Annotated in this window: 22 protein-coding genes and 1 tRNA gene; 19 read left to right on the top strand and 4 right to left on the bottom strand. The window is 69.6% G+C overall.

All coding sequences use genetic code 11. The features are described 5' to 3' along the window. From VJT49_RS13805 to VJT49_RS13785, 5 genes are all read left to right on the top strand, one after another. The coding region (locus VJT49_RS13805; RefSeq protein WP_324165188.1) for a type I-E CRISPR-associated protein Cas7/Cse4/CasC at nt 1-480 on the top strand (480 nt) is incomplete at its 5' end. Next, nucleotides 477-1,229 carry a type I-E CRISPR-associated protein Cas5/CasD gene (gene cas5e / locus VJT49_RS13800; RefSeq protein ID WP_324165187.1) on the top strand — a complete coding sequence of 251 codons (753 nt, stop codon included), beginning with the start codon at nt 477-479 and terminating at the stop codon, nt 1,227-1,229. The genes VJT49_RS13805 and cas5e, both read left to right, overlap by 4 nt. 173 nt (nt 1,230-1,402) lie before the next feature. Continuing rightward, nucleotides 1,403-2,074, top strand: a complete 672-nt coding sequence (locus VJT49_RS13795) for a type I-E CRISPR-associated protein Cas6/Cse3/CasE (protein ID WP_324165186.1) — start codon at nt 1,403-1,405, stop codon at nt 2,072-2,074. A gap of 379 nt (nt 2,075-2,453) precedes the next feature. Next, nucleotides 2,454-2,918, top strand: coding sequence for a nuclear transport factor 2 family protein (locus VJT49_RS13790; protein ID WP_324165185.1), 465 nt, complete (start codon nt 2,454-2,456; stop codon nt 2,916-2,918). A gap of 138 nt (nt 2,919-3,056) precedes the next feature. Further along, nucleotides 3,057-3,296, top strand: a complete 240-nt coding sequence (locus VJT49_RS13785) for a hypothetical protein (RefSeq protein WP_324165184.1) — start codon at nt 3,057-3,059, stop codon at nt 3,294-3,296. Nucleotides 3,297-3,383: 87 nt separating this feature from the next. Here the strand turns inward: VJT49_RS13785 and VJT49_RS13780 are convergent. Next, nucleotides 3,384-3,473: transfer RNA gene (locus VJT49_RS13780), tRNA-Ser, on the bottom strand. Nucleotides 3,474-4,103: 630 nt separating this feature from the next. On the opposite strand from VJT49_RS13780, the gene VJT49_RS13775 reads away from it, so the two are divergent. Both VJT49_RS13775 and VJT49_RS13770 read left to right on the top strand, forming a co-directional pair. Continuing rightward, the gene (locus VJT49_RS13775) at nt 4,104-4,796 is read left to right on the top strand and encodes a response regulator transcription factor (RefSeq protein WP_324165183.1); all 693 of its coding nucleotides are present in this window, start codon (nt 4,104-4,106) and stop codon (nt 4,794-4,796) included. Continuing rightward, nucleotides 4,793-6,127 carry a HAMP domain-containing sensor histidine kinase gene (locus VJT49_RS13770; RefSeq protein WP_324165182.1) on the top strand — a complete coding sequence of 445 codons (1,335 nt, stop codon included), beginning with the start codon at nt 4,793-4,795 and terminating at the stop codon, nt 6,125-6,127. Before VJT49_RS13775 ends, VJT49_RS13770 begins: the two co-directional genes overlap by 4 nt. On the opposite strand, the gene VJT49_RS13765 is transcribed toward VJT49_RS13770, so the two are convergent. Genes VJT49_RS13765 through VJT49_RS13755 form a run of 3 tightly spaced genes read right to left on the bottom strand, consistent with a single transcriptional unit; the run spans nt 6,095 to nt 9,159 of the window. Further along, complete coding sequence (locus VJT49_RS13765) at nt 6,095-7,003, bottom strand: LysR family transcriptional regulator (protein WP_324165181.1); 909 nt, start codon at nt 7,001-7,003, stop codon at nt 6,095-6,097. The genes VJT49_RS13770 and VJT49_RS13765 overlap by 33 nt on opposite strands. Nucleotides 7,004-7,015: 12 nt before the next feature. Beyond that, nucleotides 7,016-8,557 (bottom strand): MFS transporter, encoded by a 1,542-nt coding sequence (locus tag VJT49_RS13760; RefSeq protein WP_324165180.1) that lies wholly within the window; start codon nt 8,555-8,557, stop codon nt 7,016-7,018. After that, nucleotides 8,554-9,159, bottom strand: a complete 606-nt coding sequence (locus VJT49_RS13755; RefSeq protein WP_324165179.1) for a flavodoxin family protein — start codon at nt 9,157-9,159, stop codon at nt 8,554-8,556. Before VJT49_RS13755 ends, VJT49_RS13760 begins: the two co-directional genes overlap by 4 nt. Before the next feature lie 192 nt (nt 9,160-9,351). Here VJT49_RS13755 and VJT49_RS13750 point away from each other — a divergent pair, with 192 nt between their 5' ends. The 12 genes from VJT49_RS13750 to VJT49_RS13695 all read left to right on the top strand — a co-directional run bounded on the left by VJT49_RS13750 (nt 9,352) and on the right by VJT49_RS13695 (nt 20,514). Continuing rightward, nucleotides 9,352-10,167, top strand: coding sequence for a 2-amino-3,7-dideoxy-D-threo-hept-6-ulosonate synthase (locus VJT49_RS13750; protein ID WP_324165178.1), 816 nt, complete (start codon nt 9,352-9,354; stop codon nt 10,165-10,167). Next, nucleotides 10,164-11,210: a 3-dehydroquinate synthase II gene (locus VJT49_RS13745; protein WP_324165177.1), complete on the top strand. Its 1,047-nt coding sequence runs from the start codon at nt 10,164-10,166 to the stop codon at nt 11,208-11,210. Before VJT49_RS13750 ends, VJT49_RS13745 begins: the two co-directional genes overlap by 4 nt. Beyond that, a complete protein-coding gene (locus tag VJT49_RS13740; protein ID WP_324165176.1) occupies nt 11,210-12,604 on the top strand; it encodes a class I adenylate-forming enzyme family protein in 1,395 nt (464 codons plus the stop codon). Before VJT49_RS13745 ends, VJT49_RS13740 begins: the two co-directional genes overlap by 1 nt. A gap of 22 nt (nt 12,605-12,626) precedes the next feature. Continuing rightward, nucleotides 12,627-12,899 carry an acyl carrier protein gene (locus tag VJT49_RS13735; RefSeq protein ID WP_324165175.1) on the top strand — a complete coding sequence of 91 codons (273 nt, stop codon included), beginning with the start codon at nt 12,627-12,629 and terminating at the stop codon, nt 12,897-12,899. Then, on the top strand, nt 12,896-13,147 hold the full coding sequence (locus VJT49_RS13730; protein WP_324165174.1) for a hypothetical protein: 252 nt from the start codon (nt 12,896-12,898) through the stop codon (nt 13,145-13,147). Before VJT49_RS13735 ends, VJT49_RS13730 begins: the two co-directional genes overlap by 4 nt. Then, nucleotides 13,137-14,267, top strand: coding sequence for a beta-ketoacyl-[acyl-carrier-protein] synthase family protein (locus VJT49_RS13725; RefSeq protein ID WP_324165173.1), 1,131 nt, complete (start codon nt 13,137-13,139; stop codon nt 14,265-14,267). The genes VJT49_RS13730 and VJT49_RS13725 overlap by 11 nt, the downstream gene beginning before the upstream one ends. Continuing rightward, entirely contained in the window at nt 14,264-14,857 is a 594-nt protein-coding gene (locus VJT49_RS13720; protein WP_324165172.1) for a beta-ketoacyl synthase N-terminal-like domain-containing protein, read from the top strand. Before VJT49_RS13725 ends, VJT49_RS13720 begins: the two co-directional genes overlap by 4 nt. Continuing rightward, nucleotides 14,854-16,545 carry a class I adenylate-forming enzyme family protein gene (locus tag VJT49_RS13715; RefSeq protein ID WP_324165171.1) on the top strand — a complete coding sequence of 564 codons (1,692 nt, stop codon included), beginning with the start codon at nt 14,854-14,856 and terminating at the stop codon, nt 16,543-16,545. The genes VJT49_RS13720 and VJT49_RS13715 overlap by 4 nt, the downstream gene beginning before the upstream one ends. After that, nucleotides 16,542-17,045, top strand: coding sequence for a DUF6125 family protein (locus VJT49_RS13710; RefSeq protein ID WP_324165170.1), 504 nt, complete (start codon nt 16,542-16,544; stop codon nt 17,043-17,045). Before VJT49_RS13715 ends, VJT49_RS13710 begins: the two co-directional genes overlap by 4 nt. A 120-nt stretch (nt 17,046-17,165) precedes the next feature. After that, complete coding sequence (locus VJT49_RS13705; protein ID WP_324165169.1) at nt 17,166-18,548, top strand: lyase family protein; 1,383 nt, start codon at nt 17,166-17,168, stop codon at nt 18,546-18,548. Beyond that, the gene (locus VJT49_RS13700) at nt 18,545-19,678 is read left to right on the top strand and encodes a branched-chain amino acid aminotransferase (RefSeq protein WP_324165168.1); all 1,134 of its coding nucleotides are present in this window, start codon (nt 18,545-18,547) and stop codon (nt 19,676-19,678) included. Before VJT49_RS13705 ends, VJT49_RS13700 begins: the two co-directional genes overlap by 4 nt. Continuing rightward, nucleotides 19,678-20,514 (top strand): isocitrate lyase/phosphoenolpyruvate mutase family protein, encoded by an 837-nt coding sequence (locus tag VJT49_RS13695; RefSeq protein WP_324165167.1) that lies wholly within the window; start codon nt 19,678-19,680, stop codon nt 20,512-20,514. The genes VJT49_RS13700 and VJT49_RS13695 overlap by 1 nt, the downstream gene beginning before the upstream one ends. Nucleotides 20,515-20,520 lie beyond the last annotated feature (6 nt).

The raw sequence follows: 20,520 nt of genomic DNA, 5'->3' as shown, positions 1-20,520 counted from the left end.
CTTGCGACGGCCGAGTTCACGAGCGGGGTTTTCTACCGCTACTCCAGCATCAACATCGGCCACCTCGCCAGGAACATGGGGGGCAGCGTTGACGAGGCCCTCACCATCACCGATGCTTACCTTCGGGCCTTCACCACCGCGATCCCGGGCGGGAAACAAAACGTCACGGCCGCGACAACGCGTCCTGACCTCGTTTACCTGGCCCTTCGTCGCGATCCGTTGTCATTGGCGGCGGCCTTCGAGAAACCCGTCCTCCCTGCCCGTGATGGCGGCCATGCCGAACCTTCCCGGAAGCGTCTGAACGACTACGCCGGACAGCTCGAACGGTTCCTCGGCACTGGGCCGTTGTGGTCGGGATACGCTAGCGTCGATACCGCCGAGTACACCCATCTGGGCACGCCCGCCGAGAGCCTCGACACCCTGATCGTGAATGCGACCACCGCTGCCTCCGACCAGCCCATCCCGGTCGGTGCCGTATGACCTTCGGGTTGCTGCTGCACCTGTCGGGTCCGCTCCAGTCCTGGGGAGCGCACTCCACCTGGGGCGAGAGGGACACACACACCCATCCGACCCGGTCCGGACTGATCGGTCTGATCGCTGCAGCCAGCGGACATCAGCGCCATGAACCGCTCGCCCCATACCAACCCTTGCAGTTCACCATCCGCATCGACCGCCCGGGTCGGCGGCTGATCGACTTTCACACAGTGGGTGGCGGACGCACCCGCGAGGAAAGCGTGCCGCTGGCCGGCGGCGGACGCCGTGCCGAGGGGAAAGGCACGATAGTCACCAACCGCCACTATCTCAGTGACGCCGCGTTCACCGTTGCCGTTACCGGGCCGGGCACCCTCCTCACCGGAATCGCCGACGCCCTCCGGGTGCCACACTGGGCGCCCTACCTCGGCCGCCGCGCCTGCCCCGCGGCAACCCCTCTGTTTTTTGGTGCACACACCAACGCGGTTCAAGCGCTGCACGAGGAGATCCCTCTGCACCGAAGCCTGAACAACAAGGCCGACCCCATCGAGATCGAGTTCGTCGCCGACGAACGGCCCCCCGATGATGATGTGTGGGCCGACGAGATCCCAGACGATCCAGTTACCTTCCATCCCGACGAACGGGCACACCGATACCGACCCGCATACCGATACCGCCGCAACCTGCCTGGCCACCTCTGCGCAGGCATGGGAAGCGACTACCTCCGGGCCGTAGCCGAAGTAATCAAAAATGGGTGAGGCTGGGACCAAACGTGCTGGTCAAAAGGTTCTCCCCGTGCACGCGGGGATGGGTCCAACATCCCGAACCCGAACCTGATCTATCCAGGGTCCTCCCCGCCCACGCGGGGATGCTTGTTGTCGTCTGGCTTGTTGTCCATGAACTTTTCAAAGATTTGGCAAGGAAACAAAGTATGTTCACCGTAACCGCGACATTGACGCAGTTGGTGCTTAACCCTCGCCATCGTGATGTGGCGGACGATCTCGCCAACTGCGACCGGATGCACCAAAGGACCACCGGCTTATGCTGCCCCGGAGAGTTCGGGCCCGGGAGCCGTCAAGCCGCCGGCGTGCTCTACCGGGTTGAACAAGGACGCGCCGGAACCGTCGTCCTCGTTCAGTCCCTAACAGACCCCGATTTCACACGCCTCCCACCTGGCTACGCCGTCAACTCCACGCGTGATCTGTCGGCACTACTGGACAACCTCGAACGCGGAACCCTCGTGCGATACCGCATCGCGGCAAACCCCACTCGCCGGGAACCGTCGGCGGATACAGGACGCGGCAAGGTACGCGGCCTTCGCGGTAATGGCGCTCTCACCTGGTGGCAACGCCGAGCTGACGAGTACGGGCTCGACATCGAAAGCGCGACGATCAGCCGGGAAGAGATCCTCAAAGGTGTACGCCAACGCGGCTCACAGCCCTTGACGATGGCACATGTACTGGTCCAATTCGACGGCACCGCGGTCGTGCGGGATCCCGGGGCAGCCCGCGAGGCAATCCTCGCGGGGATCGGCAGGGCGAAGTCGTACGGCTGCGGGTTGCTGTCAGTCGCACCGATCAAAAATAGGCTCACTGGCGGATAAATGCGCAGGTCGGGAAGTGTTCTCCCCGCGCACGCGGGGATGGGTCCGACAGGTCCGTACAAGGGAACCCACCGGTCAGGTTCTCCCCGCGCACGCGGGGATGGGTCGTCGGCGTAGCCCGTGGCGCATGCTTTGGCGTCGTTCTCCCCACTTGGTGGGGATGGGTCGCGGAGATCGACATTGGCGGAAATCAGCCAGCTCTTTTTCCGCGCGCAGCCGCTGCGGCGTGACAGCGGCCAGTTCGAATTCCCCGCGGACGGCCAGTTCCCGGTTCACGGACAGTAGTCAGTGATGATGGCGGAAAACCGCCAGCCTTTTTCTCTCCACTCGCCTAGCGTCGCGGCATGTCTCAGCAGAGCCGCGCTATCGTGCAGAATGCATGGCAGGTGTTTGCCAGCCACGACGTCGATCAGATCGACGCGGTCTTCACCGAGGATGCCGAGTGGCCTGCTCCTCCAGGGAACGCCACGGCGATCGCCCTGGAGGCCCCAGGCACATGGTCGGCAAAAAGGCGATCACGCGCTTCCTCGCCGAGGACTTCCGTCGCTTGTTCGTGCGTGACGTCGCGGTCACGTTCCACGGCCTCCATGCCGACGGCGAGCGAGTGATCGTGGAGGAAACCATGACGGCGACTCTGACGAACGGCAACCACTACACCAACGACTACTGCTTCGTCGCCGTCCAGCCACGTCGGTCTCACCGCCCACATCACCCCGGAAGAGTTCCGCGCCAAGGTCTCCGCCTCCGATCTCGCCGGGGGCACCTACAACCGGTTCCTACCGGTCATGGTCGCCCGTGCCCGGTTCCTGCCCCGGCGGCCAAGGCGCACCCCTGGCCATCGTGAACGGGCTCGGCGCCCAGCTGGCCGAACGGCTCGAACGCGGCGCCGCACTCGGCGCGCTCGGGTTCACCCGGACCGGGAACGAGCTGTGGCGCCGGTTGTATGTCGAGTTCGGCACCGATTCCGGCGACACCGGGCCGGTTGAGCAGTTCGTCTCCCGCGCGGCCCCTACTGCTCGTGATGGCCGTGGCCGAGATGGTCAGTGGGCACATGTGGGCCGCGCCGGATGCGGAAGAGGACGATGGCCCCGAGTTGACCGAGGACCAGCGCGCCACGATTCGTCAGCTGGCCGGATCGCTTCCGGAGCACTGGGCGCGGCTGTTCCGGCAGCTGCTGGGCGAGGATGACGACGGCCCGGCGGGGGTGCCTGTGCCTGGGTGAACTGGTGCTACTGCAACCTGAACTGCAACCCGACGGCAAAACACCGAGCGCCCGGTGGTCGGGTCGCCCGGCGTTTCGCCTGGTAGCTGGCGGAGGATACGGGATTCGAACCCGTGAGGGCTGTTACACCCAACACGATTTCCAATCGTGCGCCTTAGGCCGCTCGGCCAATCCTCCGTGGGAGAGGGTAGCAGGGTGGCTTCTGACCTGCGGGTACCGGGTCTGAGCTGGGCTGATTGGCTGGTCACCCTCAGGTGCGGCGACTTGCTCGGTGATGGCGCGGGGCCTTGTGAACAGGTTCGTCACGCCGGCCGGGTGGCGGCTGCGGCGAGGGCGGGTGTGGCGCGTTGGGCGAAGTAAGGGTCTCGCGCCAGGTTGCGACGCCGGCGGCTCCTCGGTCACACCGGCCTTGCGGGCGGTCTTGGCGCCGGAGTCGACTCAGGCGCTGCGGCCGTTGATCTGGCTGACCGGCAAATGGACCAGTTCCAGCGGCTCGGCCGGCGTGCCATCGGTGGGCTGCCGTGAAGATCGTTTGGATGGGCCGTTTGGCTTCGGGCCGGATGACGTCCGGGTTCTCCTTCCCTCGGGGCTGGTCTATCCACAATGGACTCAGTGGGAAATCGCGCCGGACTACGGGCCGATCCCGATTCCAGCCCAGTCGCTACCCTGGGAAGACGTTGCGCGGCAAGCATCTCCGATCGGCCGTGTACGGGGTGTGGCTGGTCCGTTCGGCCGCAGCCGATCGTCCGCATCGACCCGAACGATCGGTGTCTCGAAACCTGCTCTTAATGCTGCAAGGATGAACCGGTGATTTCTCCACGTAATGCGGAGCAGCTGCCCGAGGACGTGTGGCTCCTGCTGATCGAGGACGACCGGGACACCGCGGGGATGCTGGTGGATCTGTTCCGGGCCGAGAGGTACCGGATCGATGTGGCTCACGACGGGTATCGCGGCCTGCATCTGGGTCTCAGCCGCAGGTACCAGGTGATCATCGTCGACCGGATGATCCCGGGTATCGACGGCCTGGATCTGGTGCGGCGCCTGCGACGGGTCGGTGTGACCGGCCGGGTCCTGATGCTGACGGCGCTGGGCGAACTGGAGGATCGTGTCTCCGGGCTCGACTCGGGTGCCGACGACTATCTGGTGAAACCGTTCGAACTGGACGAGTTACTGGCCAGGATCCGGGCGCTGTGCCGGCGAGATCTGGATGGTGCCGAGAGCCTGCCGCTCGGTGCCGGCCGCCTGGATGCTCGGCGGCGGGCGGCCTGCCTGGCCGACGGTGCGATGATCGATCTGTCGGCGCGGGAGTTCGACCTGCTGCACACTCTCGCGGCCGACCCCAAGGCGGCGCACGACCGGTCGCGGCTGCGCGAAAAGGTCTTCCCCGACACTTCCGCCAAATCCGTTGTCGACACCTACGTCTACTACCTGCGGCGCAAACTGGGGCGCCAGGTGGTGCGTACCGTGCACGGCCGCGGCTACCAGATCGGAACGCTGTGAACGCCATCCTGACCTTGCACGAGCGGCGGGCCGCACCCGACGTGGGGCGGCGAGAGCTGACCAGAGCGCAGCGGACGATCGGCTGGCGGATCGCGGTGGTCATGTCGGTGATCATGCTGCTGACCGGGTCGGTGGTGTTCTTTCTCGTGCTCTACTGCCAGCGTGCCGAGGCCGAGCGGGAAACGCAGTGGGCCATCGAGCACAACACCGTCGCCAGCCCGCCGGTGTGTGTCTGGATGTTCGTCGAACGCCAGGGCGTGGTGACCACCACGCCGGGCGCGCCCGCCGGCGTGGTGGTCGAGTCGAGCCTGCGCGCGGTCCGCGACGGCGCGCCGCCCATCCTGGAGCGAGCGGAGCGGAACGGCGACCACTTCACCGTGCGCACCGCGCGGCGCGGCGACGAGGTGGTTCAGGCGGCCTACAACGAACGGTTCCAGGACTCCGCTCGCGCGAACCTCCTGCTGGCGTTCGGTGCCGCCGAACTGATCGGCCTGGTGCTCGTCGCCGTTGCCAGCGGCATGCTCGTCCGGAGCACCATGACCCCCCTGTGTGACGCCCTGAACCGCCAGCAACGCTTCGTCGCCGACGCAAGTCACGAGCTGAGGACCCCGCTGACCCAGCTGCACACCCGTGCCCAGCTCCTGGCGCGGCGGGTCAGCGCCACCACTTCGCCCGAGCAGCTCTCCGCGGACCTGCAACGCCTGGTGGTGGGCACGCGGCAACTCGGCGACGTCATCGACGATCTCCTGCTGTCCGCAAAACTGTCCCGGTCGTCGGGGCCGCGTGACCCGGTCGATCTCGGGGAGCTGGCCGTGCAGGCGGCGGCGGCCGAGGACGCCAGGGCCGAGGCGGCGGGCGTGACGATCAGCGTGCGACAGGGCCCCGGGAGGCTTCTGGTCATCGGTGTCGCACCCGCGCTGCGCAGGGTGCTGGCCGCGCTGATCGACAACGCGCTGGGGCACACCCCGCCGGGCGGGGAGATCACGGTGTCCGTGACGGCGGAGATTCCGGGCACGGTGCGGCTGACCGTCGGCGACAACGGTGTCGGGTTCGCGCCCGGCACGGCCGAGCACCTCTTCGAACGGTTCGCCAGGGGAGACGGGGGCCGAGGGCAGCGATTCGGGCTCGGGCTGGCGCTGGTCCGCGAAGTGATCGAGAACCACCACGGGCGGATCTCGGCCGAAGGCAGGCTGGGGGAGGGAGCGCGGTTCACCGCCGTGCTTCCGGCCGCCAAGCGGGTGGACACGGTGCCACGGCAGCAGTGTGGCCCGCTGCCCGGCGGGAAGCACTCGGCGGGCTCACGAGGCGGCATGCAGCTTGCGGCCGAGTGAGGCAACATCAAGGTTTTCCGCTAGCCCGGCCAGTGGGGAGTCGGCGGGCCAGACCAACAAGGTCCGGCGCCAGAGCTGGCCGCCGACGAGCCGCTTCATGACGATCGGGAGCGACCCGGAGGCGTCGGCGGGGAACACGGCGACCGCGTTCCCGGCACCCACGATCGCCGCAGCCGTGGCCTGATCGGCGCCGAAGTAACGGAAACGCGGTGAGAAACCCGCTCGCTCGCAGGCGAGGCGCAGGCTCAGCCGCAGGCCGTCGGTGCGGTCGCCCGGCGCGACCCAGGTGTCCTTGGCCAGCTCGCTGAGGCAGATCAGGTCCTGCTGGACGAGCCGGTGCGCCGGGCCGAGGCCCGCCAGCACCGGCTCGACGCCGAGTTCGCGCACGCGGAGCCCGTTTAGCCGAGGCGGCGCGACCCCGGGGAACTCGTGGACGACGGCCAGGACGATCTTCCCGGACCGCAGCAGCTCCAGCACCGCTTCCGATGAGGGCTCCACGAAGGTCAGTTGTTCACGGTGTGCCATCCGATCCCTGATGTGCGTGGCGATCAGTGGCACCCACGGGTTGTCCACGCCGCCGAGCGCGAAAGCCGGCGGGGGTTGGTCGTGCCTGGCCAGCGCCCGGGTCGTGACCACCAGGTCGTCGAACTGGTCAAGGAGCTTGCGGGCCCTGCCGACGACGTACACGCCGAGATCTGTGAGCAGGATCCCGTCCGGACGGCGCTCGAACAGCGGGGCGCCGAACGTCTGCTCGATCCGGCGGAGCTGGGTGCTCAACCCGGACTGCGCGACCTTCATGGCGATCGCCGCGCGGCTGATACTGCCCGCGTCGGTGACGGTGAGCACGATCCGCAGATGGCGCAAACCCAGTTTCATTCTCCAAGTCCCTCACTTTCGCGGCCGGAAACAGGCGATGACGGGGAGCACACCAGCCAGGGACAGCCCGAGCGTCCAGATTGCGGCGACGGACATGGCGTGCAGGTATGCGTCGTTCGCGGCGGCGGCCAGTCCCGGCCTGCCCAGCACGACAGCGACCGAGCGGGCGGACTCGGCGGAATCCAGCACCCGGTCCCTGGCCGAGGGCGGCAGGTCCGCCAGCGCGGGCAGGATCGCGGTCCGGTACCCGGCGGCCAGGATCGAGCCGAGCACCGCCACCCCGAGCGTGCTGCCCACCGGCCTGGTCGCGGCGTTGATCGCCGCGCCCGCGCCGGTGTGACCGGCGGGCAGGGCCGCCATCATCTCGGCCGTCATCGGCGCGACCACCGCACCTATGCCCGCGCCCTGTACCAACAGCATCAACACGATCCACGCGACCGGGGTGCCGGGGCCGAAGAACAGGTACGCGCCGAAGGTGGCGGCGGCGACGCAGATACCGGCGACGGTGGCCCACCGGACGGTCAGCAGCTTGCAAACCGCCGGGGACAGCTGATTGCCGGTGACGATCCCGCCCGCGGCGGCGGTCATGACCGCACCGGCGGCCAGCGGGGACAGCCCGCGCACGCCCTGGAGGTAGAAGGCGCAGTAGAAAAGTTGACCCGCCAGCCCGAAGAACAGCAGGAGCAGGGCCACGGTACCGCCGCTGAACCGGGGCGCGGCGAACAGCCGCACGTCGAAGCCCGGCCTCTCCCGGCCCCGCTGCACCAGCACGAAGGTCACCAGCAGCGCGACACCGGCCAGCACCGGCACGATCGTCAGCGGGCTCGTCCAGCCGGGCCTGCCACCGCCTTCGATGATGCCGTACACCAGCGAACCCATACCGAGCATCGACAGCGCCAGGCCCGCCGGGTCGAGCACGCGGCGGCCCGCGTAGAGCAGTTCGGGCACCAGTTTCACCACGCCGGCCAGGCACACGGCCGCCACCGGCAGGTTGAGCAGGAATATCGCGCCCCAGTGGAAATGGCTGAGCAGCAGGCCGCCGGCCACCGGCCCGAGCGCGACGGCGACCCCGCCGGAGGAGGCCCAGATCGCGATCGCCCTGGTGCGCGCGGCCGCGGGGGGATGCCGGCTCACGACGGCGAGTGTCGCCGGGGTGATCAGCGCTCCGCCGGCCCCCATGAACGCGCGGGTGACGATCAGTTCGGTGGCGTTGACCGAGAACGCGGCGACCGTCGCGGAGCCGGCCAGGACCAGCAGGCCGCCGATCAGCACGCGCCGTGGGCCGTAACGGTCGGCGAGCGCACCACCCGCGAACCCACCCGCGGCGAAGACCAGGGAGTACGAGGCCACCGCCCAGGCCAGTTCGGCGGAGCTCGCGCCGAGCCCGCGCACCGGATCGGCGAGGGTGTCCAGCGCGATGTTGAGGATCGTGTTGTCCAGCAGCACCAGTGTCTGGGCGAGGACGGCCACGGCGACGGCGAACCAGGGCCGCGGGACGCCGGTGACCGCGTGGTCTTCGCCTCCCGCGGTCACCGGCTCGGGTAGTGAACTCATCGGGCCAGTACCGCTCGTCCGGCGACGACGATCCGAGCCAGCCAGGCCACCCGGGCGCCCAGGTGTTCCGCGGTGGCCAGGTCCGATTCGTGCACCTTGCCCGACCTGTCGTCCACGTTCGACTGCGCGGCCGCGCCCTGATAGAAACCAAGCCGGTTGAGGTCGAATTCGCTGCCGGTTGTGGAATTCCAGCCGGGGGCGAGGCCGAGGCTGACCCACACCATGCCGTGTTGTGCGGCGAGACCGGCGAAAAATCCCAAGGTGCCCGACTTGTCCCCGGCCATGGAACCGGAGTTGGTGAATCCGGCCGCCAGCTTGTCCTGCCACCGCCGGATGAGCCAGCGTCTGGCGGTGGCCTCGGCGAACGCGTGGAAGGCCGCGGACGCGGTGCCCATGTAGGTCGGCGCGCCGAACACGATGGCGTCGGCGTCGTCGAGCTGGTTCCACTGCGCGCTGGTGATCCGCTCGACCGGGACGACGATCACCTCGCTGCCGGGCGTTCTGCCCGCTCCGGTGCATACCGCCTCCGCGAGCCGGGCGGTGTGCCCGCGCCCACCGTGGCAGGCGATCGCGATTCGCGTGACCTGCGCCGTCACTGTCACCGGGACCTCCGCCGGAAATCGCTTCGCGGGAACACCGACCGATCATGGCAGAGCGAGCTCAGAAATTTCTCAGATCGCCATAACGGCGAAGTTATCGCTATTCAATATCTGCTTTCTCCGCGGTCCCCGTGCCAGTCTGATCTCGGCGATTACGCATCGCGATCCACCCGCGCCAGAGAGGCGAACTCGTCGATGGCCACTATCGGGAAATCATTCCGGATGCGCAGACTTTCGCGCACCGGGGACGGCAGGCACCTGTTCGTCCCGCTCGACCACAGCGTGTCGGAGGGTCCCGTGGTGCCTCAGGCTCGCTGGCGCTCGCTGGTGCGGGCCGTGGTCGAGGGTGGTGCGGACGCGATCGTCGTGCACAAGGGCCGGGCCCGCACGATTCCGCCCGACCTGCTCGGCGCCTGTGCGCTCGTGGTGCACCTGAGTGCCGGGACCGCACACGCGCCCGACACCCACGCCAAGGTGCTCGTCGGTGCGGTGGAGGAGGCCGTGCGGCTCGGCGCTGACGCGGTGAGCGTGCACGTCAACCTCGGCTCGGAGACCGAAAGCGCGCAACTCGCCGATCTCGGCGCCGTCGCCGGGGCCTGTGACACCTGGAGCATTCCGCTGCTGGCCATGATCTACCCGCGGGGCCCGCACATCGCCGACCCGCATGATCCCGCGCTGCTGACCCACGCGGTCAACATCGGTGCGGATCTCGGCGCCGACCTGGTCAAGACGTCCGTGCCGCTGCGGCTGGCGGAGATGGCCGCCGTGGTGGACAACTGCCCGATCCCGGTCCTGGCCGCGGGCGGCCCGCCCGACGGCTCGGACCCGGTGGACTACGCGACTTCGCTGATGCTCGCCGGGTGCCGTGGCCTGGCCATCGGCCGACGTGTCTTCTCCTCCCCCTCGCCCGGCGCCTTGGTGTCCAGGCTTGCCGACGTCGTGCATTTCAGCGACGTCGGCCCGACGAACCCGACCACTCACCGCACGACGATGAGGACAGGTGCAGCATGAAGTTCGCATGGATCGATCTCCGCGCAGTCGCGCAGCCACAGCTCGAGGCCGTTCTGGACGCCGCGGTGCACGCCCGCGTCGCCGGCGTGCTCGCCGACGAAGAAGTCCTGCGGAAACTCCCGCCGACCGTCGTGGGCGTCACGGTCACGACGGTGTCGAACCGGGCCGAGGTGGACGCGCTCGCCGGCACCGGCGAGAACGCGGTCGGCTGGGTGGACGTGCACGACGAAGACAGCCTGAATCTGGCGTGTGCCGCGGCGACCACCCTGCCGCACACCGTGGTCCGCTTCGCTGATCCGACCAAGATCCCCCTCGAGATCGTGCTCGCCGCCGCCGACCGCGCACCAGGGCAACTGGTCACCGTCTGCGCCGATCTCGAAGAGGCGGCGATCGTGCTCGACGTTCTCGAACGCGGTTCGGACGGGGTCCTGCTGGCGCCCCGCGACGCGGGTGAGGTGTTCGCGCTGGCCCGGTTGCTGGAGGCGGACTCGCCGCCGCTGGAGCTGACCACGCTGATTGTCGACGAGATCGAGCATCACGGGCTCGGCGACCGGGTGTGTGTGGACACCTGCAGCCATTTCGCCGAGGACGAAGGCATCCTCGTCGGCTCCTACTCGACCGGTTTCATCCTGTGCTGCAGCGAAACCCACCCGCTGCCCTACATGCCGACCCGGCCGTTCCGGGTCAACGCGGGCGCTCTGCATTCCTACGTGCTCGGCCCGGGCAACCGGACCAACTACCTCAGTGAGCTGCGGTCGGGCGGCACCACGCTGGCGGTCAACGCCGAGGGGAAGACCCGGCGCGTCCTGATCGGGCGGGCCAAGCTGGAATCCCGGCCGCTGCTGACCATCACCGCGAGGTCCGCCGACGACGTCGCGGTGAGCCTGACCGTGCAGGACGACTGGCACGTGCGGGTGCTCGGCCCCGGCGGCAAGGTCCGCAACGTCACCGAGTTGCGCCGTGGCGACGAGCTGCTCGGCTATCTGGCCACCGACCAGCGGCATGTGGGCATTCCGATCGGCGAGTTCTGCAGGGAAAGCTGATGGCCACACGGATGTCAAACCTCGTCGACGAGCTGTTCGCCGCCCATCCCGGCGAGCTGGCCTACCTCATCCATGAAGACCACGTCGTCAGCCGGGCCGAGATCGAAGCGGCCGTGGCAAGGGAAGTCGCGGTGTTCGCCGGGTTCGGCATCGGCGCGGGCAGCACGGCGATGCTCCAGGTGCCGCCCAGCCGCACCCAGTTCGAGGCGATGCTCGCGCTGTGGCGGCTGGGAGCGCAGGTCATGCTGGTCGACCACCGGCTCAAGGCCGCCGAGGTCGCGGCGTTGCGGGTGCTGTGCCGGCCGCAGGTGCTGATCCGGGCCGGCGGCACGGAGGGCTCGCTCGGTTTCCGGCTGGGCTACGAGCTGATCACCTCCCCCTGCCACGACGGTCTCGCCAGCGCGGACGTCACGGGCGCCGGTCACGCGCTGGTGCAGTTCAGCTCCGGGTCGACCGGAATGCCCAAGGTGATCGGGCGAACCGCCGCGTCGCTGGCGGCGGAGATCGACCGGTTCACCCGGATCGAGGGCATGCCGGTGCGTGGTGAGCGGGTGCTGCTGCTGAGTTCGACCGCGCACAGTTTCGGCCTGATCGCGGGGTTGCTGCACTCGCTGGCCACGGGTGTCTCCGTGGTGTTCGCGCGGCGGGTGTCGGCGCGCGACATGCTGGCGGCGGCCGCCCGCCATCGGGTGCACGCGGTGTTCGGTACGCCGTTCCACTACGAGCTGCTGAGCACCGCGCGTGACCTTCCGGCGCTGCCTGACTTGCGCGCGGCCGTCTCGGGTGGCGAGATCATGCCGCTCGAGACGGCGGCGCGGTTCGCCGAGCGGTTCGGTCTCGCGGTCGGGGAGTCCTACGGCACCACGGAAAGCGGTGTCATCGCGATGGACGTGAGCGGCGCTTCGCGGCCCGCGGTGGGACCGCCCGCGCCCGGGATGCGCGTGCGGATTCGCGACGCGGAACTCGACGTCGAACTCCCGGATGGTTCCCCGTACCTGCACTCGCCCGGCGACGGCCGTTACGTGGACGGCTGGTTGCGCACCCGGGACCGCGCCGAACTCGACGAGACGGGCGCGGTGCGGCTGCTGGGCCGCGCCGACTCCCTGGTGGTCATCGGCGGGCTCAAGCTCGACCTGGCCGAGGTGGAGACGGTCCTGCGCGGGCACCCGATGGTCGGCGAGGCGGTGGTGGTGCACTCGGAGGTCACCGAGGCCTACGTGTGTGCCGAAGCCGGCGACGTGCGGTCGGAGGACCTGTTGCGCTGGTGCCGGGAGCGGCTCGCCGACTACAAGGTGCCGCGCGTGATCCACGTGCTGTCCGCCCTGCCTCGCACATCCAACGGCAAGCTCGTCCGGCACCGCGACGCCCTGCTCGCGCTTTCTCCCAATCCGTGATTCAGACAGAAAGGGTTCCGTCATGGAAGCGACCTTGGAGACCGAGATCCGCGATTTCGTGCTCAGCACCGTGGTCAAGGACATGAACCATCCGCTGACCGAGGACGAGATCGGCGACGACAGCCCCATGGGCGCCGGGGGTATCGACCTCGACTCGCTCAGCCTGATCGAGCTGACCATGCGGCTGGAGCGGCGGTTCGGCATCGAGTTCCCGGAAACCGACATCGAGCCGCTGGGCGCGATGAAACTCGGCGAACTGGTCACCGACCTCGTCCGGCGGGGCGCGAAGGCATGAACCGGCTGGGGCGGATCACCACCGCCGACGTGCGCGGCCTGCTGGCCGACCCGAAGATCTTCCCTGACCTGCCCGAAGAGCTCGGCGACGATGCCGAACTGATGCTGGATTCGCTGGGCCTGGTGTGGTTCCTGCACCAGCTCGAGTTGCGATTCGGCTTGCTGATCGAACCCGCCGAGGACCAGCTCACCCGGTTCACCTCCGTGCGCCGGATCACCGAATACCTGGCGAGCGTCAATGAACCATGACGTCCTGGTGACCGGCTTCGGCGTGCGGACCGTGTTCGGCACCGGGGCGGACGCCGTCCGGGACGGCGTGTTCGGCGGCCATCCGGTGTTCGCCCCGATCACCCGGTTCGACACCAGTGGGTACCGCACGAAGGCGGCCGCCACCGCCGGGGAGCCGGCGCCACTGCGAGAGGTCCTGTACGACCGCGCGGAAGCCGCCGTCGCCATGGCGGGGCTGCCGGAGGGCGGGGATACCGCCGTCCTGGTGGGCACCGCCGGTGACTTCGCCGGCCTGACCCGGTTCTGGCGCGAGAGCGGCGGCCCCCGGGTGGCCGACACCGTGCCCGCGCGGCAGGCGGAACTGCTCGCCAGCAGGCTCGGGCTGCACGGCCCGAGGATGGCGTTCACCAACGCCTGCGTCGCCTCGGCGAGCGCGATCACGCACGCGTGCCGGCTGATCGCCGCCGGCCGCGTGGAGACCGCGCTCTGCGCCGGGGGATACCTGGTCGAGGAGGAGAACCTGGCCAAGTTCGATTCGGGGTTCGCGCTGTCGGGCAAGGGGGAGGTGCGGCCGTTTTCCGCCGACCGCAGCGGTTTGCTGCTGGGCGACGGGGCCGCCGCCGTCCTGCTCGAATCGCCGGACCACGCGCGGCGCCGCGGTGCGCGGGTGCTCGGCGCGGTGACCGGCTGGGGTGCCGCTTCCGACGCTTACCACGTCGCCCGGCCGCATCCCGAGGGCGCCGGGCTGGCCATCGCGGTCCAGCAGGCCCTGCGCCGGGCGGGCGGGGCCCCGATCGACTACGTCAACGCACACGGCACGGCGACCCGGCACAACGACCCCGCCGAGACCTGTGGGCTGCGCACGGTCTTCGGCGCGGCCGCGGACACGGTGCCGGTGAGCTCCACCAAGGGCGTGACCGGTCACCTCCTCGAGGCATCCGGGGTGGTGGAGTTCGTCATCACCCTGCTGGCGCTGATGGACGGCGTACTCCCGCCGACCGCCGGGTTCACCGAGCCCGACCCGGAATGCGACCTGGACTACGTGCCGAACCGGCCGCGCCGGGCCGGTTTGCGTCGCGCCCTGACCGTGAACGCCGCGTTCGGCGGCGCCAATACCGCGCTCGTCCTGGAGCGATCATGATCGTTGCGACCGCGGACGCTTCCGCCCCGCCGGTGCCTGGTTTCGTGGAGTCCACTTTCAACCCGCTCGTGTACCAGGTGGCCCAGCGGTGCCTGAGCGCGTGTCCAGGAGACGGCGCGAGGACGGCGGTGGTCCTGGCCAGCATGATGGGGGACGCCACGACCCTCGACCTCGGCAGCCGCAGGCTGGCCGCCGGGCAGGCGCACAACCCGCTGTTGTTCATGCAGAGCACCGCGAACGCCGTTCTGGGTCACATCAGCCGCGAGTTCGGCATCACCGGCCCGCTGCTCTCACTGTCCACTCTGGACGACCTGGCGGGCGAACTGTTCGCCACCGCCCGGGTTCTGCTCGAAGACGGCGAGCTGGACCGGGTCCTGCTCATCGGCGTCGAGCTGGCGGGCACCGCACGCACCACCGCGGCTCATCGCGAGCTCGGCACCGAACCGCCCTCGGCGGATCGCGCCGTCGCCATCGTGATCGACCGTGACGACGAGATCTTCCAGCCACCCGAAGTGGCCCCCACGACCGGATACGGCAGCCTCCGCGGCCTGATCGACCTGGCCGCCCGAACCCGAGGAACGCAACCATGATCAACAAAGCCGAACGGGCGCAGATCGCGCAGGACTCCAGCCTGGGCGCGGGCAACGTGATCCACCGGCTGAAGGCCTATGGCAGGCCGATGGACGAGGAAGTGCTCTGGACCGAATCGACGTGGCAGGCCCCCGACGGCAGTCGCCCCGCCGTGCTGACCCTGGGCGAACTGCACGACGTGGTCGAGATCTACGCGGGCTGGTACCACGCGCGGGGTGTCCGGCCGCGGGACCCGGTCGCCATCCACACCTACTCCACCACCGAGTTCGCGATCAACTTCTTCGCGCTGACCTCGCTGGGTGCGATCCCGTCGTTCGTCAACGGCAATCTCCGGCCGGAGATCGCCCGGGAGTACGTGCGCCGCCAGGGTGCCGTGGGTGCCATCACCGACCGGGCCCACCACGCGAACATGGACACCGAACGCGAGCGCGGAAACCTCGGATTTTGCGTTACGGCCGCCGAAATCCGGGCCGATGCCCGTGAGCCGCTCCCGGCGGGCTACCCGTACGCCCACCACGAGACCGACCCGATCATCATTTCGCACTCCTCGGGTACCACCGGCATGCCCAAGGCCGTTCCCCACACCCACCAGACCCTGCTCTACGCGCAGCTGCATCGCCTGAAGCTCTCGGTGGGCACCGCGATGAGCAGACTGCTGGTCGCGCTTCCAGGCTCGCACAACGCCGCCATGTCGGTGATGATGTTCGGTCTCCTGCTGCGCTCGCCGGTTCTGCTGCTGTCCAGCCAGCGCGGCGCCGACGTGGTCGACGCCATGGAACGGTTCCGGCCCAGCACGGTCTTCGCCTTCGCCGGCACCTACGGTGAGATGGCCGCGCTGGACCTTTCCCAGCGTGATCTGTCCAGTGTGGAGGCCTGGTACAACACCGGCGACGCCGCGCACGAGGCGCACGTGAAGGTCCTGATCGAGCAGGGCAGTCACGAAACCGTCGACCGGGACCTGGTCCGGCGCCGCGTGCCGGGTTCGGTGTTCACGGACGGTCTCGGCTCGTCCGAGACCGGGTACTCGTTGTTCCACAATGGACACAGGCCGGGCAGCTCGTCGTTCGGCCGCTGTGTCGGCAGGCCGATGAGCTTCGCCGAAGCCGCGGTGCTCTCCGAGGACGGCAAACCGCTTCCGCCGGGCGAGGTGGGGCGCCTCGGCGTCCGCTCGCCAACGCTCACCCCGGGATACTGGAACGACTCGCTGACCTTCCACCGGCTGCGGCTCGGCGGCTATTGGCTCACTGGCGACCTCTCCTATCGCGACGAAGAGGGCAACTTCTACCACCTGGACCGGGTACCGGACGCGATCCGCACCACGGCCGGGATCGTGTTCAGCACCCGCACCGAGGAACTGCTGCTGCGCGAACTGCCCGAGCTGGACGACTGCACGGTGGTGGCGGTCGCCCCGGAGGGGGTGCGCGCGGACTGGGACGGCGAGGGGGTGGCCGACGCCTATGTCCTGCTCCAGGTCCGCCCCGGTGTGGCAGGCCCGGACGACGCCGACTGGACCGCACGGGTCAACGAAGTGCTCGCCGGCGCCGGCTTCCCGCGGCTGACCACGGCACTGCGCATGGACGCGGGCGAGGTGGTCAAGGGAGCCACCGGGAAGGTGCTCAAACGCGAGATGCGCGAGCGCTTCCGCGCCCGCGTCGCCGCCGGCGAGTTCGGCGAGGTCGCCCGGTGACGGCCGCCGAACCAGGCGCACCGCGCCCCATCGACGTGTACCGGCAGTGGTGGCTGCACGACGCCCGCTGGTATCAGGGCGTGGCCAAGCGGTACGGGCACGAGGTCGCCAACGAAATCAACGCGGAGGCGATCCGGTACGTGGCCACCCAGGTCGGCAAGCGGATCGTGCGGCAGTTCGGCGGTGGGCCCGCGGCCGGGATCGAGGAGCTCCGCAAGCGCTACGACGCCTGCTCGGAGTGGATGTTTCCGAGTGAGCTGCGCGACGGTGGTACGAGCGTGCTTGCCGATGACGAGATCGAGCTGACCATGCGGCAGAACTTCGCCGTCACCATGGTCCGGATGGCCGGTTCCCTGGGCGGCTACGAATGCCCGTGCACCGACATCCACGCGGGCTGGTCCGAAGGCCTCGGCGTCGAGCTCACCCGCAACTGCGCGACCGCCTGCCTCCGGCAGGGTGACCCTGCCTGCCGCCTGCTGATGAGGGTGGCGAAGGCATGACACCCCTTGTCGCAACGCGCGGCCGCCAGGTCGCCCCACCAGGCTTGGCCCCAGCCGGGGGTGTTGGGGAGGAGACCCACCCACCACCACCGTCGTGCGCGAATTCGTGGAGGAGACGGCATGAGTGTTGAGGATTATGGGTTGTTGGCGCCGGCGTGGGTGGCGACGGGGGTTGCTGAGTTGGTGGATGATGCCGCGCTGGTGAGGGCGATGTTGGATGTTGAGGTTGCGCTTGCTGAGGCGCAGGCGGAGTTGGGGGTGATTCCGGGGAGTGCTGCTGCTGCGATTCGGGCTGCCGCGGTGCCGGGGAGTGTTGATGTGGCGGTGGTGGCGGCGGGGGTGCGGGAGACAGGGAATCCGGTGGTGGCGTTTGTGGGGGAGTTCACGCGTGCGGTGGGGGTGGTGGATCCGGCTGCCGCGGAGTATGTGCATCGTGGTGGGACCAGTCAGGACATTTTGGATACCGCGTTGGTTTTGTTGTGCAGGGGTGTTTTGGAGCGGGTGGAGCGGGATTTGCTGGTGTGTGCGGAGGGGCTGGCGGGGCATGCTGGGCGGTATCGGGACACTCCGATGGCGGGGCGCACCTTGACTCAGCATGCGGTGCCGGTGACGTTCGGGTTGAAGGTGGCCACCTGGTTGCAGTTGGTGCTGGATGCGGTGGAGCGGGTGCGGCGGGCCCGGGCGGGTTTGCCGGTGTCGGTCGGGGGTGCGGCGGGCACGCTTGCCGCCTACCGGGAGTATGCGGGGGATCCGGTGGATGCCACGGTGCGGTTGCCCGGCTTGGTGGCCGCGCGGCTGGGTCTGGTGGGGCGGGTTTTTCCCTGGCACGGGGTGCGCACGCCGGTGGTGGATGTGGCCGCGGCGTTGCTGGTCACCACTGGTGCGCTGGGGAAGTTGGCCGCTGATGTGCTGGTGTTGTCCCGTACGGAAATCGGCGAGGTCAGCCAGCAGCGGGTGCCGGGCCGGGGGGTGTCCTCGGCGATGCCGCAGAAGCACAATCCGGTGTTGGCCACGCTGGTGGCGACCGCGGCCCGGCAGGTGCCGCCGGTTGCTCTGGTGGTGTTTCAGTCCATGGTGGTGGAGGACGAGCGGTCCTCGGGTGGCTGGCATGCGGAGTGGCAGCCGCTGCGGGAGTGTCTGCGGATCACGGCCGGTGCCGCCGCGAACGCCGCCCGCCTGGTGGGGGCGTTGCGGGTGTCGGCGGAGACGATGGCCGCGAATCTCCGGCTGACCCGGGGCGCGATCGTCTCCGAGCGGGTCATGGTGGCCCTGACCCCGCTGCTGGGCAGGGGCCAGGCCAAACGCCTGCTCGCCGAGGCGACCGCCGACACCGAGCGCACCGGCACCGACCTCGCCCACACGCTCGCGACCGCGCTGAAGGAGGCCGGGGTATCCGGCCCGGACCTGTCCGACCTGCTCGACCCCACCGGCTACACCGGCATCTCCGGACCACTGGTCGACACCACACTCGCCCGCTTCACCCACCTCAAGGAGCCACAATGACCCCCACCACGACCCCCACCACCCCCCCGGAATTCGCCTGGGACCGAGCGGAGCCGACCTCACCGGAGCGCCGGGCGGAACTGCTCGGCACGCCGGGGTTCGGCGCGATCTATTCCGATCACATGGTGACCATCCGCTGGCAGGCCGAGCGGGGCTGGCACGACGCGAGGGTCCAGCCGCTCGCGGCACTGTCCCTGCACCCGGCCACCATGGCGTTTCACTACGGCCAGACGGTGTTCGAGGGCATGAAGGCCTTCTGGCGGCCGGGCGGGCGGCGAGCCCTGTTCCGCGCCGCCGACCACGCCCGCCGGTTCAACCGGTCCGCACGCCGGATGGCCATGCCGCCGCTGCCGGAGGAGGACTTCGTCGCGGCGCTCGACGCGCTGCTGCTCGCCGACGGCGCCTGGGTGCCGCCCGCCCGGGGACACAGCTTCTACCTGCGGCCGTTCATGATCGCCTCGGAGACGCACCTCAGCAACCGCCCCGCGGAGGAGTACCTGTTCGCGCTGATCGGCGGGCCGGTGCGACCGGCCTTCGCCGCGGAACCCAAACCCGTGCGGTTGTGGGCGGCCACCGACTACATCCGTGCCGCGGCGGGCGGCACCGGCGAGATCAAGTGCGGCGGCAACTACGGCGGCGCCTACCTCGCGCAGCGGCAGGCCACGGCCAACGGCTGCGACCAGGTCGTGTGGCTGGACGCGCGGGAGCGCCGCTATGTCGAGGAGGCGGGCGGCATGAACTTGTTCTTCGTCGAGGCGGCCCCCGGCGGCCCGCGCCTGGTCACGCCGGCGCTGAGCGGCGCGCTGCTGGCCGGTATCACCCGCGACTCGATCCTGCGCCTGGCCGGGCGGCTCGGTTACCAGGTGACGGAACAGCCGGTCACGCTCGATGAATGGGAGGCGGGCTGCCGTGAGGGGCGCATCACCGAAGCGTTCGCGACCGGCACCGCCGTGGCCATCGTGCCGGTGGGGCACGTAGTGTCCACGGAGCGGGAATGGACCGTGGGCGGTGGCAAGGCCGGCCCGGTGATGTCGCGGTTGCGGGAGGCCTTGCTGGATATCCAGTACGGCGCCGCGCCGGACGAGTTCGGCTGGATGCGGGTCGTGGCTACCGAAGCGGGGGACAGGTGATGGGGGAAGCCTTGGCGGACAAGGCGAAACGGCTGCTGGCGCTGCACGCGGAAGGCATCCTCGTGCTGCCCAACGCGTGGGACGCGGGCAGTGCGAGGGTGATCGCGGACGCCGGCGCGGCGGCCATCGCCACGACCAGCGCCGGGGTGGCCTGGAGCCTCGGCCACCGCGACGGGGAGCACGTGCCGCGCGCCGAGTTGTTCGCCGCGATCAGGCGGATCGCCGGGGTCGTCGACGTCCCGGTCACCGCCGACATCGAGGCCGGTTATGGCGCCGCGGAAGGCGATGTGGCCGGGACCGTCACGGCCGTGCTCGACGCGGGTGCCGTCGGGATCAACCTGGAGGACGGGCCCGCCGGCGAACCCGGGCTGTACGAGCCCGACGTCGCTGCGGCGCGCGTTCGGGCGGCACGGGCGGCCGCGGTGGCCTACGGGGTGCCGGGCTTCGTGATCAACGCGCGGACCGATGTGTACTCGCGCGAGATCGGCGATCCGGAGACCCGCCCGGCCGAGGTGCTGCGCCGGGCGCGGGAGTACGCCGGCGCCGGCGCGGACTGCTTGTTCGTGCCCGCGCTGTCGGACCTCGCGGTGATCGAGTCGCTCGTCGCGCGATCTCCCTTGCCGGTCAACGTGTTCACCGGCCCAGGCGGCGCGACCGTGGAGCGGCTGCGGGCGGCCGGAGTGCGGCGGGTCAGCGTCGGACCCACCCTGACGCAGGCGGCCTATGCCGTCGCCGGGCAGCTCGCCGGTGGCCTGCTCACCGAGGGGCAACTGAGCCCCGAAATGCCATTGCTCGGTTACGGCAGGCTTGATTCGCTATTTCCACCAAAGGAGTAAACCCCC

Origin of the sequence: Amycolatopsis sp. (assembly GCF_035276945.1) — a bacterium.
Lineage (GTDB): Bacteria > Actinomycetota > Actinomycetes > Mycobacteriales > Pseudonocardiaceae > Amycolatopsis_E.
The sequence above is the reverse complement of the archived record's forward strand: the minus strand, read 5'-3'. Positions and strand labels throughout refer to the sequence as shown.